This window comes from Nocardia sp. 852002-20019_SCH5090214 (assembly GCF_001665865.1).
Lineage (GTDB): Bacteria > Actinomycetota > Actinomycetes > Mycobacteriales > Mycobacteriaceae > Nocardia > Nocardia nova.
This window is the reverse complement of record NZ_LZMK01000021.1, coordinates 104,831-122,481: the sequence shown is the minus strand read 5'-3', so window position 1 is coordinate 122,481 and position 17,651 is coordinate 104,831. Positions and strand designations below refer to the sequence as shown.

At 67.7% G+C, this 17,651-nt stretch carries 20 protein-coding genes; 9 read left to right on the top strand and 11 right to left on the bottom strand.

What is annotated here, in order from left to right; all coding sequences use genetic code 11:
- Window position 1: 1 nt before the first annotated feature.
- On the bottom strand, window positions 2-1,270 hold the full coding sequence (locus A5780_RS02525) for a mannosyltransferase (RefSeq protein WP_063012392.1): 1,269 nt from the start codon (window positions 1,268-1,270) through the stop codon (window positions 2-4).
- 357 nt (window positions 1,271-1,627) lie between these two features.
- On the opposite strand from A5780_RS02525, the gene A5780_RS02520 reads away from it, so the two are divergent.
- Window positions 1,628-2,506 carry a hypothetical protein gene (locus tag A5780_RS02520; RefSeq protein ID WP_227462863.1) on the top strand — a complete coding sequence of 293 codons (879 nt, stop codon included), beginning with the start codon at window positions 1,628-1,630 and terminating at the stop codon, window positions 2,504-2,506.
- A gap of 198 nt (window positions 2,507-2,704) precedes the next feature.
- On the top strand, window positions 2,705-3,019 hold the full coding sequence (locus A5780_RS02515) for a hypothetical protein (RefSeq protein WP_063012524.1): 315 nt from the start codon (window positions 2,705-2,707) through the stop codon (window positions 3,017-3,019).
- 29 nt (window positions 3,020-3,048) lie between these two features.
- Here A5780_RS02515 and A5780_RS02510 read toward each other — a convergent pair whose 3' ends face one another.
- From A5780_RS02510 to A5780_RS02500, 3 genes are all read right to left on the bottom strand, one after another.
- Window positions 3,049-3,780 carry a DUF1906 domain-containing protein gene (locus A5780_RS02510; RefSeq protein WP_063012394.1) on the bottom strand — a complete coding sequence of 244 codons (732 nt, stop codon included), beginning with the start codon at window positions 3,778-3,780 and terminating at the stop codon, window positions 3,049-3,051.
- Between the two features lie 215 nt (window positions 3,781-3,995).
- Window positions 3,996-5,126 (bottom strand): hypothetical protein, encoded by a 1,131-nt coding sequence (locus A5780_RS02505; RefSeq protein WP_030514855.1) that lies wholly within the window; start codon window positions 5,124-5,126, stop codon window positions 3,996-3,998.
- Between the two features lie 71 nt (window positions 5,127-5,197).
- Complete coding sequence (locus tag A5780_RS02500) at window positions 5,198-5,806, bottom strand: CHAP domain-containing protein (RefSeq protein WP_063012396.1); 609 nt, start codon at window positions 5,804-5,806, stop codon at window positions 5,198-5,200.
- Window positions 5,807-5,984: 178 nt separating this feature from the next.
- Here A5780_RS02500 and A5780_RS02495 point away from each other — a divergent pair, with 178 nt between their 5' ends.
- From A5780_RS02495 to A5780_RS02480, 4 genes are read left to right on the top strand one after another with little or no spacing between them, the layout of a single operon-like run.
- Complete coding sequence (locus tag A5780_RS02495; RefSeq protein ID WP_082976242.1) at window positions 5,985-6,635, top strand: ABC transporter permease; 651 nt, start codon at window positions 5,985-5,987, stop codon at window positions 6,633-6,635.
- Entirely contained in the window at window positions 6,628-7,818 is a 1,191-nt protein-coding gene (locus A5780_RS02490; protein WP_064907608.1) for an ABC transporter ATP-binding protein, read from the top strand. The genes A5780_RS02495 and A5780_RS02490 overlap by 8 nt, the downstream gene beginning before the upstream one ends.
- Window positions 7,815-8,570: an ABC transporter permease gene (locus A5780_RS02485; RefSeq protein ID WP_064907607.1), complete on the top strand. Its 756-nt coding sequence runs from the start codon at window positions 7,815-7,817 to the stop codon at window positions 8,568-8,570. The genes A5780_RS02490 and A5780_RS02485 overlap by 4 nt, the downstream gene beginning before the upstream one ends.
- Window positions 8,567-9,559 carry a glycine betaine ABC transporter substrate-binding protein gene (locus A5780_RS02480; RefSeq protein ID WP_063012404.1) on the top strand — a complete coding sequence of 331 codons (993 nt, stop codon included), beginning with the start codon at window positions 8,567-8,569 and terminating at the stop codon, window positions 9,557-9,559. The genes A5780_RS02485 and A5780_RS02480 overlap by 4 nt, the downstream gene beginning before the upstream one ends.
- Window positions 9,560-9,561: 2 nt before the next feature.
- Here the strand turns inward: A5780_RS02480 and A5780_RS02475 are convergent, their stop codons facing one another.
- Together A5780_RS02475 and A5780_RS02470 are read right to left on the bottom strand one after the other, a co-directional pair.
- Complete coding sequence (locus A5780_RS02475; protein ID WP_227463024.1) at window positions 9,562-10,125, bottom strand: hypothetical protein; 564 nt, start codon at window positions 10,123-10,125, stop codon at window positions 9,562-9,564.
- A 193-nt stretch (window positions 10,126-10,318) separates the two neighbouring features.
- Window positions 10,319-10,984 (bottom strand): GNAT family N-acetyltransferase, encoded by a 666-nt coding sequence (locus A5780_RS02470; RefSeq protein WP_063012406.1) that lies wholly within the window; start codon window positions 10,982-10,984, stop codon window positions 10,319-10,321.
- 342 nt (window positions 10,985-11,326) lie between these two features.
- On the opposite strand from A5780_RS02470, the gene A5780_RS02465 reads away from it, so the two are divergent.
- Window positions 11,327-11,881, top strand: a complete 555-nt coding sequence (locus A5780_RS02465) for an HAD domain-containing protein (RefSeq protein WP_064907606.1) — start codon at window positions 11,327-11,329, stop codon at window positions 11,879-11,881.
- Here the strand turns inward: A5780_RS02465 and hpnE are convergent.
- A complete protein-coding gene (hpnE, locus tag A5780_RS02460) occupies window positions 11,878-13,236 on the bottom strand; it encodes a hydroxysqualene dehydroxylase HpnE (RefSeq protein ID WP_063012527.1) in 1,359 nt (452 codons plus the stop codon). The genes A5780_RS02465 and hpnE overlap by 4 nt on opposite strands.
- Before the next feature lie 237 nt (window positions 13,237-13,473).
- Here hpnE and A5780_RS02455 point away from each other — a divergent pair, with 237 nt between their 5' ends.
- Together A5780_RS02455 and A5780_RS02450 are read left to right on the top strand one after the other, a co-directional pair.
- Window positions 13,474-13,749: a hypothetical protein gene (locus A5780_RS02455; protein WP_197521648.1), complete on the top strand. Its 276-nt coding sequence runs from the start codon at window positions 13,474-13,476 to the stop codon at window positions 13,747-13,749.
- Between the two features lie 62 nt (window positions 13,750-13,811).
- Complete coding sequence (locus tag A5780_RS02450) at window positions 13,812-14,576, top strand: SDR family NAD(P)-dependent oxidoreductase (RefSeq protein ID WP_064907605.1); 765 nt, start codon at window positions 13,812-13,814, stop codon at window positions 14,574-14,576.
- On the opposite strand, the gene A5780_RS02445 is transcribed toward A5780_RS02450, so the two are convergent.
- From A5780_RS02445 to A5780_RS02430, 4 genes are all read right to left on the bottom strand, one after another.
- Complete coding sequence (locus A5780_RS02445) at window positions 14,569-15,408, bottom strand: mycofactocin-coupled SDR family oxidoreductase (RefSeq protein ID WP_064907604.1); 840 nt, start codon at window positions 15,406-15,408, stop codon at window positions 14,569-14,571. The two genes, A5780_RS02450 and A5780_RS02445, sit on opposite strands and share 8 nt — an antisense overlap.
- Window positions 15,409-15,549: 141 nt before the next feature.
- On the bottom strand, window positions 15,550-16,248 hold the full coding sequence (locus A5780_RS02440; RefSeq protein WP_063012416.1) for an NAD(P)-dependent oxidoreductase: 699 nt from the start codon (window positions 16,246-16,248) through the stop codon (window positions 15,550-15,552).
- Window positions 16,249-16,420: 172 nt separating this feature from the next.
- Entirely contained in the window at window positions 16,421-17,101 is a 681-nt protein-coding gene (locus tag A5780_RS02435) for a GAP family protein (RefSeq protein WP_063012418.1), read from the bottom strand.
- A 169-nt stretch (window positions 17,102-17,270) separates the two neighbouring features.
- Complete coding sequence (locus A5780_RS02430; protein WP_197521647.1) at window positions 17,271-17,639, bottom strand: DoxX family protein; 369 nt, start codon at window positions 17,637-17,639, stop codon at window positions 17,271-17,273.
- Between the last annotated feature and the right edge of the window lie 12 nt (window positions 17,640-17,651).

The following is a 17,651-nucleotide window of genomic DNA, read 5'->3' as shown; positions in this document are numbered from 1 at the left end:
CCTAACCCGCCACCGAACCCGCCGCGACCGCGGGCGCCGACACCGGTGTGCCCGGCCGCCCGCGCTGCGCGCCCGCCCAGATGATCCACAGATAGGTCGCGACCACGCCGAAAACGTAGATCGCACCCAGCCAGGCCAGGACGGCCGGGCGGGAGATCTCCCAGATCGTCGGCTGGAAGAAGGTCAGGATCCACGGAATGCCGACCAGCGTGGTCACCAGCCAGAATCCGGCCACCACCCGTGCCCCCGCGATCGAACGCAGCGGACCGTGCACCAGCCACATCATCAGCGGCAGCAACCACACCCAGTGGTGCGACCAGGAGATCGGCGACACCATCAACCCGAACAGCTGCACCACCAGCAGCACTCCGAGCCGATCGCCGAAATCGACCGCGCGCCAAGCGAACCAGGCCAGCACCACGGTCAGCAGCACCGCACCCAGCCACCACGGCCCGAACGGGATGCGGTGCCCCGCCACATACCAGGGCGCTCCCGCGTCGTGGCCGAGAATGCGGCTCAGCGCCCCGCGCAGCGACTGGTTGACCACCGAACCGACCGGGCCGATGCGGTTGGCGTCACCGATCAGCGGCCCGAAATAGGTCCGCGTCTCCGACGGCGAGATCAGATAGCTCACTCCGATCGTCGCCGCGAACACCACCGCCGACCACACCGCGGCCGCCCACCGCCGCTGCGCCAGGAAATACAAACCGGTGATCCCCGGCGTCAGCTTGACGCCCGCGGCCACACCCACCAGCAGCCCCGACAGCCACCAGCGGGCGGAGTACGCCGCCGCCAGCCCGGCCAGGAGCAGGAACACATTCACCTGTCCGTAGTCCAGCGTCGTCCGCGTCGGCTCCAGCCACAGCCCCAGCGCGGTCCACAGCATCGCCGCCGCCCGCCGATCCGACTCCGCCGCCGAACCCGGCAAGAGCGCGAAAGCGATCCGCACCGACGCGTACAGCGCCACCACGATCAACCCGAACCACAGCAGCGTCACCAGCCCGAACGGCAGGAAATGCAGCGGATAGAACACCACCGCGGCGAACGGCGGATAGGTGAACGGAAGCGGGAAATTCGGAGTCTTGTCGGCATAGACGAAGTCGTAGAGATGCCCACTGCCCAAATTGGCCGCGCCCTCGACGTATACGCGCAGGTCGACCACGTCGAGCCCGTGTGGAAGCACGAACATCAGCACCAGACGGGCCACGACCGATACGGCCAGAACAGCCCCGGCCACGCGGATGTCGGCCAAACGGAGGTGTCGGGTCACGGGCGGTAATTCTGCCCTCGCTTCCCGTCGTGCGTAGCCCCGGGCATACGTCGACGACGTGTCCACCCTCAGCAGGTCTCGGCCCGCCTCGATTTTGGACTGAGCGGAGGAGGGAAAAATCGAGGCCCAGGGGGCCGAGACCCCGCCGAAGCGAAGCGGAGGCCAAAGATACAGGTTATGTTCTGATAACGCGCCGGGCGCGGTGATCGGAATTGCCGGGCGGTGCAGGCAAGATCACACCCATGGCTGTACAACACGGCGGCACTGTCTTTAGAGTGTCGCGAAGCGATGCCCGCATCGCACGATGTTCTCGCATCACATGACGAGGTAACCCCGAGGTTAAGGACGGCAACACCAGTGCTTCGCACCAGAGGAACGCGGTTCGCATTGTCCGTGCTGGCCCTGACAGCCGGCGCGACACTCGCCGCGTCGACGATCGCGGTTGCCGAACCGGCACCGAAGGCCCAGGCCGTTGATGTTCCGCTGGTCCCGGAGGGCGTTCCGGTCGACGCGATCGCATCGCTGGCTCCGGCCATCGTCGGCGCTGCCGCCCAGGCGGGCAACATCGCCTCGCCGGGCGCTCAGACCATTCTCGATCAGGCGATCCAGCTACTCGAGCAGTCCAATCTGCCGCCGCAGGTCAAGCAGACGTTGCAGGCCATCGTCGCCTTCCTCAACGGCAGCGGTGGCGGCGGTCCCGAGATCCCGAAGAACGGTCCTGCCATCGCGCAGTTCCTGTACCCGACCATCGGCAAGGACTGCATCGGCCCCGGTTCCGACTCGGTCGGCACCGCGCTCGCGGTTCCGGGTCCGGCCGAACTGCCCCCGCCCGGACCGGCCGCCGGTCAGGCCGGCTTCGTGTTCACCGCACTGGGCACCAAAGGTCTGACGCCGCAGCAGAATCCGCCGATGACGGTCCAGTGGTACAACCTGGACAACCACCGCGGCGGCACCGTGGCGCTGACCGACGAGGCGCACATCAACCCCGACGGTCCGGCCACCCTGTCGGCCATCGTGGACACCGGCCCGGGTCGCGTCGTCTCGGTGATCGCGGGTTCCCTGACCACCCAGCCGGCCGCCGATCAGGCGCCGATCACCTGCTCGTTCCTGCCCACGCTGGGCCTGTTCACCGTGGCGTCGGGCCCCGCCCAGGCCGCGGCTCCGGTGAACCCGGCCGGCACGGTGCCCGCCGCGCACGCGGTGCAGCAGCCCGCAGCGGTACGCCCGCAGAACTGATCTCGAGCTCCCGACGGCCCGGAGATGTCGCGAAGGCGACACTCCGGGCCGTTTGCTGTCAATGCGCCGTGGGATGTCCCCGACTGTGGTAGACCGCTAGGTATGTCGACTGTCGATCAGCTCGAACGGTCTGCACCCGTCACGTCGGACACCGGCGCCGTCCCCCGCGGCCGGCGTGGGAAAGCCGGGCATTCGGTGATGTCGCGACGCTCCTACCGATCGGTGTTGTCCACCCGATCACATCGCTCGATCCTGTCGTTCCGATCCGAACGGTCGATCCTCTCGATCGGCTCGGCCTACTCCGTTTTGTCGATCGGCAGCGTCGGATCGGTGCTGTCGGTCGGTTCGGTGGGCTCGTTCTTCAGCCTCGGCTCGGCGTTCTCGGGCCTGTCGCGATGGTCGCTGCTGTCCTGGATGGGCGTGCGCGACGCACCCGAGGCGCGCCCGGCACTGACGGTCGTCCCGGACGAACCCGATCTGCTCGCCGACCCCACCTGCCACTGCCAAACGTAGGTAGCTGCCGATTCACCACGCGCTGGTGATCACCACTGCCCGTACTGCGCGGTGAGGATGTTGTTCACATCCACTCCCACCCCGTCGACCGTGCGATCGTCGATCTCGACCTGGTGCAGATTCGCTGCCGGGTGCACGAACCCCTTCGGCGTCCCCCAATTGTGTTGCCAGTACCAGGAACCCAGGCCGGCGACCTTGGCCAGTTCGATGGTCGGCGCATTGGCGTAGACGCCGACATTCTCGTTGCCGAGCACCGATTTCCAGCCCTCGAGGTACGGCGCGATGAGGGTGGCGAAATCGACCGGCGTCGGATTGTCGTCGATGGAGGCGTAGATCGGCACCCCGTCCGGGCCGCCGGCCTCGCGGTGCAACTGCAGACCGCGGTCGGCGTGACGCTTGCCGGCCTCGAGCCCGCCCTTCCAATCCGCGGTGGCACCCTTGCCGAACTGGTAGCACGACACCACGGTGAGCCCGGCCGCGTGCAGCGCGTCGACCTCGCTCGCGCGCAACGGCTTTCCCACCATCCATTCCGCGCCCGGGCGCCGGTCGGAGACATAGCGAATCGCGCCGGCATGTCCCGCGGCGCGGATCGCCGCCGCTTCGGGCACGCCGCCGGCATAGTCGAGCAGGGTGCCGAGGACGTTGTCGGCGGAGGCGGTCGGTGCGAGGACGGCGGGTGCGAGCGCGGCCAGACCGGCTGCGGTGGCGGCGGCACCGGCATATCCGAACAAGGTGCGGCGGGTCATCGGAACGGAACGCATCGAAAACTCCTTCGCGCTGCAGCGATATAGAGATCTCACCTGATGCCGGCCACCCCGCGGACCGGTGGAAATGCCAGCGTGTCCGGCGCGCCTTCCCCGACGACAACACTGCTGTCATCCACGCGCCGGAAGCCTCGAACGTGGACTCATTTCACCACATGCACATATGAACCGCTAGGCCAATCCGGTCACATGAACACCACAAGTAACAGGTGTCAGGAGGTGGCCGCATCGATCCGGCCGGCGACGTCGATGGTGCGGCCCCGAGGATCGGCCAGTTCCGCACGAATGACCTGGGCGACCTGCGCGGCGATCTGGCGGCGGATCTTGCCGACCGACCCCAGCACCTTCGCGCGCCATCCCTCGGCCTGCAGTTCGACGGCGACATCGGCGCTGCGCGGCGGGGTCACATCGATCACGATGAGCAGCGGTTCACCCGCCCGCGCCACCAGGAGCAACCCGACCTCCACCTCGGCGCGATAGCGATTCGCCTTGAGCACGTCGACGGTGATGTCGAGCCCGACCGGAATGGTCAGATCGAACGACACCGGATGGTCGCCGTCCCGCCGGGCCAGCCGCGGCATCCGCACGGCCCCCTGCACCTCGACCGTCGCCGCCTCACCGGGCCCGGTACGCAGCGGACCCACTTCGACCGCGCGACCGGCCAGACCTTCCACCACGTCGCGGACCCGATCCGGGGTGACGATGAGCGGGAAGAAACGCCGGCCGAACTCGGCGTAGTCGATCCATTCGAAGTCCGTGCGCAGCACATGCTCCGAACGCGTGCCGTTCATGATCGCCTCGATGTCGAACACCCGGCCGCGTCGAGCAGCGGGATCGGCGAGCATGGCGTTGAGCCGGCTCGCGACCTCACGCTGAACCAGAGTGGCGATCGGGTCGAGCAGTACGTCGACGGCGGCGCCGACCGCCTCCGCGCGGACGGCGAAACTCACGTCGCGCGAGCGCACCCGCGGAATGTCGATGACGATCAGCAGCGGATCGGCAGTTCGCGCGTGCAGGGTGAGGTCGATCTCGACGGTGGCTTCGATCCGGAACTGCTGCCCACCGAGAGTCACCGTGAGGTGCATCGACACCGGCACCCGGACCTCGAAGGTGACATGCGGTTCGCTGCGGGCGATCACCGGCTTGCCGACCTTGCCCTCCGCCACCAGCCCGGCCAGCCCCGCCGGACCGATCGAGAACGGCCCGATACTCATTCCCCGTCCGGCCATCCCGGACACCGCGGCCTCGATCCGATCCCGGTTGACCGCGTGCACCACGAAACGTTCACCGAAGTCGGAGTAGTCCATCCATTCGGTCTCGTCGTGCGCGCCGGGCTCTGCCATCTGCTCCCACTCCTCCACCGATCACCTGCACGCAGATCCCCGTCGATCGCCCAACGGTGGACGAAAACGTTTCACATCTGGCCGAACCCGACGATACCGCCAACCGCCGCCGGGTCGTAACGGTGAATGCGCAGCGAACCGCGCTCGTTACCGCCGATCGTGGTCAGGGTGTGGTCACCGGCCGCCAGCACGATATTCGTGTGCTGCCCGAACGGACTGCCGGGCGCATAGATCACCACATCGCCCGGGCGTGGCGAATATCCGGAACCCAGCGCCGAGAATCGGCCGTTCGCTTCGAAATACTCCTGCAGCGTCGCCACACCGGGAATCCGCCACGATCCGGAATTCGGATTGGACAGCGGCCGGCCGGCCTGACGCATGGTCCAGCTGACGAAATCGGCACACCACGGCTCATCCGCGCCCTGTGCGTATTTGGGTCCGTCGCCGGGGTGTGCGTATTCCGTGCGCAGGACCGCGACGATGCGACCGCGATCCGAATCCAGCGCGCTCACATCGATATCCGGGAAATCGTCGAGCCGCTGCCCGGCGATGGCGGCGGTGCGATCGTGCCACCAGGGCAGGGCCACCACGGCTCCCGCTGCCAGCACGCCGATCACCACCAGCGCCGCCGGCAACACCCAGCGAGTACGCCCGAGCCTTCGAGCACCTGTGGCACTCATGAATCCCTCCGTCCCCGACCGGAAATCGGCCTCCTGAGATATAGGACGTACGAGGGACGGTCAGGGTTCCGCCGCATCCGGCGCCGGTACACACACGCCGGTCTCGCTTGTTTCCTGCGCCCGCGCCGCGGGATCGATAGACTGCTCGGACGCCGCCGAGCTCTGGGAGGTCATCGCCCTGGATACTCTGTGGACCTTTCTGGTGGACCATCGCAGACAACTGCTCACCGATTCCTATCTGCATGTTTCGGCCGTCGTGCAGTCCGTGCTGATCGCGACCGCGGTGGCGGTGTGCCTGGGTGTCGTCGTCTATCGCAGCCCGTGGGGTTCGGCGGCGGCCACCGCGGCGGCGAGCATCGTCCTCACCGTGCCCTCGTTCGCGCTGCTGGGACTGCTCATTCCCGTGCTGGGCCTCGGCGTGCGGCCGACGGTCACCGCGCTGGTGCTGTACGCGCTGCTGCCGATTCTGCGCAACACGATCATCGGGCTGGCATCGGTGAATCCGGCGGTCTCGGACGCCGCGCGCGGGGTCGGCATGAACCGCGCCCGGATCCTCGCCCGGATCGAAATGCCGCTGGCGTGGCCGTCGATTCTGGCCGGAATGCGGATCAGCACCCAGATGAGCATGGGCATTCTGGCGATGGCCGCCTATGCGAAGGGGCCGGGCCTGGGCAATCTGATCTTCACCGGCCTGGCCCGGCTGGGTAGTCCGACCGCCGTCCCGCAGGCACTGTCCGGCACGGTGCTGATCATCGTGCTGGCCCTGCTGCTCGATGCCATCCTCGTGGGCATCGGCCGGCTCACCACCTCGAGGGGAATCCGTGGCTGATACCGCGACCGCCGACCGCACCGACCACGAACCCGCGGAGATCGTGCTCGACGCGGTGACCAAACACTATCCGGGCCAACGTGATCCGGCGGTGGACCGGATCTCGCTGACGATTCCGGCGGGTGAGATCGTGGTGTTCGTCGGCCCCTCGGGCTGCGGTAAGACGACCACGATGCGGATGATCAACCGCCTGATCGAACCGACCTCCGGCACCATCACCATCGCCGGGCGGGACGTGACCGCGGTGAACCCGGACCGGTTACGGCGCCGGATCGGCTATTCGATTCAGCAGGCCGGCCTGTTTCCGCATATGACGGTGGCCCGCAACATCGCCACGGTTCCGGGACTGCTCGGCTGGGATCGTGGCCGGGTCCGGGCGCGCGTCGACGAGATGCTGAATCTCGTGGGACTCGACCCCGAGACCTTCCGCGGCCGCTATCCGCGCCAACTGTCCGGCGGCCAGCAGCAGCGAGTCGGTGTCGCCCGCGCGCTCGCGGCCGATCCGCCGGTACTGCTGATGGACGAGCCGTTCGGCGCGGTCGACCCCATCACCCGCGGACTGCTGCAGGACGAACTGCTGCGGCTGCAGACCGAACTGCACAAGACGATCGTCTTCGTCACCCACGATTTCAACGAGGCCGTCAAGCTCGGAGACCGAATAGCGGTGCTCGGCAACAATTCCCGCGTCCTCCAGTACGACACCCCGGCCGCGATCCTCGCCGGACCCGCCGACGAGACGGTCGCCGGTTTCGTCGGCGCCGACGCCGCACTCAAACAGCTCACGCTGGTCCGGGTCGCCGATGTGGAACTGGGCAGCTGCGCCACGGCCGCGCAGGACGATCCGGTCGACACGCTGCGCGCGGCGCTGGCCGCTCAGGAGTGGAAGTGGGGGCTGATCCTCGACTCCGACCGCCGGCCGCTGCGCTGGGTATCGGAACCGCAACTGGCGCAGGCACGCTCGCTACACGTCGCCGGCGTTCCGGTGACCGGCACGGTCACGGCGGATTCGACGCTGCAGGCGGCACTCGAGACGCTGCTGGCCGAAAGTACCGCCAATGCCGTCGTGACCGGGCCGCGCGGTGAATACGCAGGCCTGGTCGCGATCGACACCCTGGTCGCACACCTGTCGCGCACCCGCGCCGAACACGAAGCGGCCGCGGCGAATTCGGGCGACCGGCCATGAGTCCCGTTCAGCGACACGAGCGCCGCGCCGACCGGATCCGGTTGTTCGCCCAGCCGGTGCTGGCCGTGGCCCTCGCGGCCGGCGTGCTGGCGTGGGCCTTCGACCGCACCCTCACCGCGACGCAGCAGGCCAGTATCAATCCCACCACGATCGGCACCGTGGTCCGCCAGCATGTGGCGATCACCGCGACCGTGGTGCTGATCGTCGTCGTGGTGTCGGTTCCGTTGGGCACGTTGCTGACTCGGCCACGCTACCGGCGCCTCACTCCCCTGTTCGTCGGCATCGCCAATATCGGTGCGGCGGCGCCGGCGATCGGTCTCATCGTGCTCACCTATCTGTGGACCGAGCAGACCGGCTTCTGGGTGGGTGTCGCGCCGATCGCCTTCTACGCGCTACTTCCGGTGCTGCGCAATACGATTCTGGGATATCAGCAGGTCGATCCCGCACTCGTCGACGCCGGACGAGGACAGGGCATGTCGGCGATGACGGTACTGCGCCGGATCGAATTCCCGCTCGCGGTGCCCTACATCCTGGCCGGGCTGCGCACCTCGCTGGTGCTGGCCGTCGGCACGGCCACGCTGTCGTTCCTGGTCAGCGCCGGCGGTCTGGGCATTCTGATCGACACCGGCTACAAACTGCGCGACAACGTGACGCTGTGGGTGGGAGCGATTCTCGCGGTGGCCCTCGCACTGCTCGTCGACTGGCTGGGGGCGCTGGCCGAACAATTCCTCGGACCGCGGGGGCTGCGATGAAGCGGCGAGCACGGCACCTCGGACGCAGCGCGGCCACCGCGGCGGCGACGCTACTGGTCGCCGTGGTCGCCGCCTGCGGTCTCGAGGCCGGAGGCGCCGTCCCGCTGCCGGTCGGGCCGGGCAGTATCGAGCCGATTCCCGCCCTCGACGGTGTGCAGATCACCGTGGGCTCCAAGGATTTCACCGAACAGAACATCCTCGGCTACCTCATCGAATTCGCGCTCACAGCGGCCGGAGCTCAGGTCCGTGACCTCACCAATATCACCGGATCCAACAGCCTGCGCGATGCGCAATTGCACGGACAGGTGGATGTCGCCTACGACTACACAGGGACCGGATGGATCAATTATCTGGGTAACGAGACACCGATTCCGGACTCCACCCGGCAATTCGAGGCGGTGCGCGATACGGATCTCGCACAACACGGCATGGTGTGGGCCGATCCGGCGCCGATGAACAACACCTACACCATGGTCACCAATGCGGACAGTGCCGCCCGCACCGGCGCGAAGACGATTTCCGACTATGCCCGTCTGGTGAATACCGATCCGAGCACCGGATCGACCTGCCTCGGCACCGAATTCAGCGTCCGGCAGGACGGATTTCCGGGCCTGGCCCGCAAATACGGTATCGACCTCGGCAAGGTGCACAAGCAGATCATGCAGGATTCGCTCGTGTACTCGGCCACGGCGAACGGCACCTGTCAATTCGGCGACGTCACCGCGACCGACGGCCGCACCAAAGCACTGAATCTGGTACAGCTCGCCGACGATCTGAGCTTCTTCCCCAAATACAATGCGGCACTGGTGATGCGGAAATCGTTCGCCGACGCGCATCCCCAGGTGGCGCAGGTCATGGCGCCGATCTCCGCGCTGCTCACCAACGAGACGATCACCGAGTTGAACCGCAAGGTCGACGTCGACGGCGCCGAACCGGCCACCGTCGCGCGCGATTGGCTGATCCGGCAGGGATTCGTCACCGCGGGCTGAGATCAGGCGAGTGCCGTGCGCACCGCCAGCCAGCGGCCGCCCGGGTCGGCGTAGCCGTGATACATCAGCGGAATCCGTTGGTCCACACCGAAATAGCGGAAGACCGCCAGCATCGCCTGCCGCACGGAGTAGTCGGCGAAATCGTCGATGCGGCGCGGGCCGATGGCACGTTCGGGCAGTGCGGCCAGTCGCGCCATCTCCTCCGGATCGCACACGTCGAGGCCCATCGGCCCGTCGGCGATGTAGTGATCATGGAAGATATGGCGCATCACCGAGGTATCGGAGCGTCGAGAAACGCAGGGCAACAACCGGATTGCCGCACCGGGCAGGCTGGGCGCTTCCAGGGCGGCGGTCAGCTCGGGATCCGCCGCCGGCACATCACGCACCGGAACCTGTTCGAGCAGATGCAGCATGGAGGCGCCCCGCACCCGCGGCTCGGGCACCAGGAACAGACTCACCATCGGGCCGGTATGGGCGGCATCGGTCAGGCATATCCGCGTATGGGATCGATCGTGCGCTCGCGGCGCGGCGGGGGTGGACGGGGGCGTGGGGATCCGGTCGGACATGCGGTCTCCTGGAGGGGAGGGCGATCGACCCTCCCGCGAACGCGCTGGTACGAGGTCCGAAGCATGCGCCGGCCGCCGAGTTACCCGACTCGGACCGATCTCCTCGACGTCCGACCGTTGTGCCATGAATTATAGGAGCCGGGGGCACGACGCGATATCCGGAATTCGCTATCCGGTTGCTTCCGGGGTGCGATCAGGCGTTCAGCAACCGGGGCAGACCGGCCAGCTCCGAGTCGATGCGCCGGCGCACCGCCGGCCATTCCTCGTCCAGGATGGAATAGAACGCGGTACTGCGCACGGTTCCGTCCAGACCGCGCGAATGCGCCCGGCGGACGCCGTCGCTGGTCGCCCCCAACCGCTCGATCGCCATGCGCGAGCGCACATTTCGCACATCGGCGCGCAGCGCGATCCGGCGGACCCGCCACACGTCGAAGGCGTGCTCGAGCAGCAACAATTTCGATTCCAGATTGATACCGGCGCCGCGCGCCTGCGAGCAGAGCCAGGTATTGCCGATCTCGGCGGCGTCGGGCACCGCGAGCAGCGGATCTCCGGTCGGCATACCATGCACGATCGGCCACACCAGCGGCCCCTGCCAGTAGTCGAAGCGGTTGAACCGCGTCGAGCCCAGTACCCGGTTGTCGGCCGTCGCGACGACCGCGAAGGCCAGCGCCGAACCGACGGCGTGCGCCGCCGCGGCCTGCGCGACGTAGTCCGCGGCCTCGGCCCGGCCGTGCGGTACGGGGGTGAACGCGAACGCATCGCGATCCTCGGCGCCCGCCTCGGCGAGCCCCGGAACATGGTGCGGTGCCAAAGGTTCCAGCCGCACGTGGCGGCCGGTCAGGATGACGGGTGCAGGCACGTTCCCTCGATCTTTCGGGACGGACTCCGGTAACGCCCAACGATCGTCACACCGGCCCACAACGCTCCGGATCGACGACCAGTCCTGGCGCGCCGGCAGCAGCATCGGACAGTGAGATGAACGATAACCGAACGTGTGCCGTCGAGAATGCAGGTCTGGCGTAAATTTAACGGGATTGCTCGCGTGTCGCTCGGCGCGTCGCAGAGGGCCCGCCGGGGCGGTTCCCGAGGCGATTTTCGGTGCGTTCGCCCCGGTTATCGGGTCGACACGAAACCGTTGCCGCGAGTGGCGGACTCATCCGCAGGTGCCGTCGTAGCCTGGGATGAGCGAACGGGGGGCGTCATGACCGAAACATCACGGGCCGCGATCCTGCTCGATGTCGACGGCCCCCTCAATCCCTACCCCCGGGCCACGCACCCACCCCCGCACGGCTACCGGTCTTATGTGTTGCAGCACAGCATCATTCCCGCGATTCCGCCCATCGATCAGCAGGTGCTGCTCGACGCGGCCGTCGGCTCGCGGCTGCTGGAACTGGCCGACATCACCGATGCCGAACTGGTGTGGGCGACCGCGTGGGAATATGCGGCGAATACGGTCCTCGGTCCCGTCCTCGGCCTGCCGCCGCTGGAGGTGATCATCTTCGAGGACACCGGAATTCGGCATCGCGAGGGCCACCACGGCAAGCTTCCGACCATCGACCGCTGGGCCGGACGCCGGCCGCTGTGCTGGTTCGACGACGAATTCCAGCACGCCGACCAGGGCTGGGCCGAGCGCCGCACCGCCACCGTCGCCCCGACCCTGCTCGTCCCGGTCGATCGCCACACCGGCTTGACTCCCGACCACCTCGAGCTCGCCCGGGCGTTCCTGGAGCCGCTTCGCGGGCCGCGAACTCGCTAGAGCGGCGGCAGTCGCAGCAGCGCCGCCACCGCCTTGGAGGCGCTCTGAACAGCGCTTTCCATGGTGGCCGACCAGTCGGTGCTGGTCCAGTCCCCGGCCAGCATGAGAGTGGGCACCGAGGTGCGCTGATCGGGTCGCAGGCCGTCGGTGCCGAGGGCCTGGGAGAAGGTCGCCTTCGGCATCTTGACCACGTGGCCGTGCACTACCCGCGCATCGGCCGCCTCGGGGTAGTAGCGGCGCAGCAGGTCCATCTGCTCGTCGATGATGTCGTCGCTGCTCTTGTGGATCTGTTCGTAGGCGCCGCTGGTGGTCAGGCAGTACAGCCAGGTGCCGTTCGGTTCGCGGCCGTGCATGCGCTGCCGGTCGAACACCTCGTCGATCACTCCCGTCCCGCCGATGATCGCCTCCATCGCACTGCGGGTGCCGAGCGGCCGGTCCAGATACAGATTGGTGCTGACGATCGGCGTGGCACCCAATTTGTCTGCCGCGGCGTAGATTTCGGCGTGTTCGGGGAGATCGTCGAGCAGGCCGTGGATCCGGGAATTGGGTACCGCACAGATCACGGCATCGGCCGGGACCGTGGTGCCGTCCACCAGATCGACACCGGTCACCGCGCCGTCCACGATCCGGATCCGGTCCGCCACCGCGCGATAGCGGACCTCGACCCCGTGGCGGCGGAACACCTCCTCCGCACCGGTGATGTAGAGCGTATCGAGGTCGACAGTCGGATAGCCGATGGTGACCGCTCGCCGATCCCGCACTCCCAGCCGGATGCCGGTGGCCAGCACATCGGCGAAGACCTTCGCGCATTCCCGCTGCACCGGCTCGGCGGCGATGCCCAGCGCCAGCCAATCCCACAGCGCCTCACGCGCTTTCGCGGGCATACCGATACGCTCGAACCACTGCTCGGTGGTGATGTCGGCCAGATCCGCGGGCTGGAACAGACACTGCATACCCAACCGCATCGTCGCCCGCGCCGCGGCCAGCCGCTCGCCGAACCCGGCATCCGGATGTGCGCCCAGCAGTGTGCCGAAGGCTCGAATACCTCTGGTGTGCAACGCCGTTGCGCGTCCACCCGGCCAGCGCAGCGTTCCCCCGGTGGGAAATTCCAGATATTTCTCGGTGCCGATGCTCGCCAGATACCGGAAGAGGTGGTGGTAGCCGCTGGCGATCACGTGCTGACCATTGTCGGGCGTATCGCCGACCTCGGCGACCGTCATCGCCTGGGTGCGGCCACCGAGCCGGGCCCGGCGCTCCAGCAACGTCACCCGCTTCCCGGCCTCGGCCAGCCAGACGGCCGATGCCAGCCCGGCCAGACCACCGCCGATCACCACGAACCGACGAGCGTCGTTCATTCGAACCTCCGTGCGCGACAGCGGGTTTCGACCCGCGGCGACCTCGATCCGAGGGCCGAGCCGCACCGAGCCGGTTCCGATCACTGTAGGCAGCCGGGCATCGACGGTCAACGGTGAGTGAAGAGTCGTCACATTCTCTCGCCCAACTGATGGGAAGCGACGACGCCGGATGCCGCGGCACCGAGGCGAGAGAATGGTCGTCCGAACCGATGAACACCAGGAGGCACAGTGCAATTCATGGTTCTTTCCCGGCGCCGCACCGAATCGTTCACCGACGCGGATTTCGAGAAAGTACTACCGGCCGAAACCGAGCACGTCCGCAAGCTCTATCTCGACGGCGTCGTCCGCCAGATCTGGTTGCGCGGCGATATCGCCGGTGCCTGCTTCACGATCGAGGCGGCCGATGCCGAACAGGCGAACGCGATCGTCGCGGAACTGCCCATGGCCGCGGCCGGAGTCTCCGAATTCACCGTGATCCCCCTGAGCCCGTACCGGGGTTTCGGCGGGGCCTAGCCGAAGTCACCCGGGCAACTTTGGACTTGCTGGTCCAAAAAATCGCTCGTAGCTTCGGTCTCATGTCACGACTCTCGGGCCGAACAGCCCTCATCACGGGTTCCACCAGCAATATCGGACGCGCCATCGCGGTGGCCTACGCCGCGGCGGGGGCGCATGTCGTCGTCTCCGGCCGCGACGACGAGCGCGGTGCCGCGGTCGTTGCCGAGATCCGCGCGGGCGGCGGCCGCGCCGACTATGTGCACGCCGACCTCGACGGCAGTGCGGCCTCCGCCCGTGCGCTCGCGGATGCGGCCACCCGAGCGCTCGGTGGGCGCATCGACATCCTGGTCAACAATGCCGGGATCTTTCCGCCGGCGACCACGACGACCGCCGACGAGCAGATGTTCGACCGCGTCTACGCCGTCAACGTCAAGGCGCCGTTCTTCCTCACCCAGGCGGTGGCTCCGGCGATGGTCGAGGCGGGTGGCGGCGTGATCGTGAATCTCGGCTCGTGGGTGGCGCGGCTGAGCGTGCCCGTCGGCGCCCTCTACGCCTCGACGAAGGGAGCGGTGGAAACCCTCACGCGGGCGTGGTCGGCGGAGTTCGGCCCGAAAGGCGTTCGCGTCAATGCCATTTCGCCCGGCGTCGTGCTGCCGCCGGAGCGTGACCCCGCCGCCGGCGCCATGATGCACGGCACGCCCGCCGGAAGGGCCGGAACCGCCGAGGACATCGCGGCGGCCGCGGTCTTCCTGGCCTCCGACGAGGCATCGTTCGTGCACGGCACCGTCGTGGACGTCGACGGCGGGCGGACGGGTGTGGCCGTACTCGCCGGCACGCCTACTTGAGCATGCTGCCCGCGTCGACGGTCACCGGCAGGCCGGTGATGTAGCGCGATTCGTCCGAGGCGAGGAACAGCACCGCATTGCTGATATCCACCGGCTCGACCCAGCCGACCGGCAGGACGTGCATGAACTTCGCCACCGGTTCGAAATCCTCGACGCCCGGATTCTCCAGATCCGGGCGGAACATCTTCATCGTTCCCTCGTTCATGAACATCGGGGTGTTCACGTTGGTCGGATGGACCGAATTGACCCGGATCGAATTCGCGCCCAGCTCGACCGCGAAGGTCCGCATCAAGCCGACCACGCCGTGTTTGGCGGCGACGTAATGCCCGGTGTTCGGATAGGCCTTGAGTCCGCCCACCGAACTGGTGAGGATGATCGAGCCGCCGCTGCCGCCGGAAATCAGATGCGGCACACCGGCTTTCACGGTCTTCCAGACACCTTCCAGATTGATGCCGATCATCGTGTTCCAGTCCTGCTCACTGGTTTCGGCCAGGGTCGCACCCCCGTTGCCGATCCCGGCGTTCGCCACGATGATGTCGAGCCGGCCCAGCTGCTCGACCCCGTTGTCCACGGCGGCCTTCAACGCGTCGAAATCGCGGACGTCGACCTCGGCGGTGACGATGCGCCGGCCGAGACCCTTGACCAGCTCCACCGTCTCGGCCAGATCGGCCGGGGTCGAAGCCGGGATCAGATCGGTACCGCTCACCGGTTTACAGACGTCGACGGCGATGATGTCGGCGCCCTCCTCCGCGAGCCGCACCGCATGACTTCGCCCCTGGCCACGTGCCGCACCAGTGATGAAGGCGACCTTGCCCTCTACCCGCCCAGCCATAACGCACCTCGTTCATTGCCACTCGGGCACACCAATGCCCGATGCCGGATTCCCGACCACCCGCGCCGAGCGATCGCTCACTTGCTAATCGGATTCTCCAACATCGAGAATGAAATTTCCATACCTTGGGTGGTGCATGGTTCAGTGGCCGCCGCTCGCCTGCTGCCGGATCCATCGCAGCAGGGTGGGGTTACCGGAATCGGTGGTGATCACACCGGCCGCGGCGCGGACGAAACGGCCCTCGGTCACGGCGGCGAGCATGCTCGCGGCCAGATCGCTTCGGGCGGTGAAGATCCCGTCGGCGTAGTCCTCGACCATCGTGTAATCGGTGACGTCCGGGCGGTCGTAGAGTCCGCTCGGACGCACCACGGTCCACTCTCGATCGCTGTCGCGCAGCAGTGCTTCCATCCGCCGCATATCGTCGTAGAGCGTCTTGCCCGCCACCCGTGTCACATACGGCACCAGCAGCCGATTGAAGAGGAAGCCGCCCTCGCTGTAGGGGCGCGGATCGACGCCGGCCGAACTCACCACCACGATCCGGCTCACCCCGTGCCGCCGCATCGCCGTCACGATGTTCGACACGCCCTCGGAATACGTGGTGATCGGTTCCTTGCTCGGCGGCACCCCGAGCGCGGACAGCACCGCGTCGCACCCCTTCACCGCGGTGTCGACCGCGGCCGGGTCGAGCACATCGGCGCCGATCACGTCGAGCCGCTCATGGCGCAGCGGGAATTCGCCCGGCTGCCGCGTCACCGCCGCGACCTGATGTCCGGCGGCCAGCGACTGCGCGGTGAGCTGGCGGCCGGTGGGGCCGTTGGCCCCGAAGATGGTGATACGCATGACTTTTCCTTCGGACAGAGGAGGCGGACCGGCGGCGGGCGAGACGAAATCCGCCGCCGTCGCCGAGCCCCCTTCGTTGCGTGGACGCACACAAGACGCCCGTCGAGCCCGTCGCATAACAACCCGCGACAGTGATCTACATCACCGGTGCGCCACCGCTGAACCGCCGCGGCTATCCGGAGGTCAGGGCTTCGATGGCTCGGCCGATCAGCATCGTTCCCACGAGCAGCAGCAGCACCATCATCACGGTTCGGTCGTTGGCGACCAGCCAGGTTTTGGTGGCGGCCAGGGGTTGATCGAGCCGCTCGCCCGCGACCAGGTACGCGACGACCGGCGCGATGCACGAGGCCAGCGCGATCACGAGGAAGATCGCACCGGCGCCCACCGCTCTCGGCGCCGGCAGCCGCGCCTCGGCGATGTCGAGCCCGCCCATGACGGCGGGGACGAGGGTGCTGACGTCGACGACGACGAGCGCCACACCGAGCCCGAAGGCGCCCGCCGGAGTCACGCGGTCGACTCGGTCCCACAGTTTCCGCGGCTTCGCCTCGCCGCGCCCGCGCTGGAACCCGAACCACGCCGCGACACCGAGCAGCCCGATCCCGCCGAAGAGGCGTATGAGCGAGGTCGCGGTCGAGGCGTGATGGGGATGCAGATGCCGGGCCGCGGACGCGCCGATCAGCCAGGCCACCGCGGTGACGAGCACCGCGAACCCGCAGATCCGGCCGAGCAGGTATCCACTGCTCTTCGCCCGCGCCTGCCCCGACACCAGCATCAGGACCGCCACGATCAGCGGCAGTGGACTCACCGCGATCGCGGCGGCCAAGGGCAGGGTCCTCCCGATCACGGTGCCCATCCGCCGTTCCTTTCGGCCGCACGAGCGATTTATTTGCCACAGGCTCGCTGTCATTCGGTCACGAGTTCCGAGCCGCGACCGATTTCTGCAATCTACGTGGGGCTATAGGTAATTTCGAGGCACCATACCGAATTGCCGAGGATTCCCCACCTGGAGTTTCGAACCCTGCTCACAACCACACGGTGGACAACCACGCGGCGACGACGGCCAGCGCCAGCAGGACCACATTCAGGCCGATCAGCTTCACCTCGCCGCGGCGCAGATGCACCACGATCGCACCGACCTGCACCAGCGCCAATCCGATGGCGGCGACGAGCGCGAGAACCACGGCGATCCCGGTCAGCGGCGGCAGGATCAGCCCGGCCGCGCCGAGGACCTCGCTCGCGCCGATGCCTCGCACCAGGCCCAGCGGCACGGTGTCGATCCACCCCATCATCGGGCGCAGCCGGTCCTTCGACCGCAGCATCTTCATCCCGCCCGAGTAGAGGTAGAAGACCGCCAGCAGCGCGCCGACGATCCAGTACGCGATCTCCACCATGACCTCCGGTGA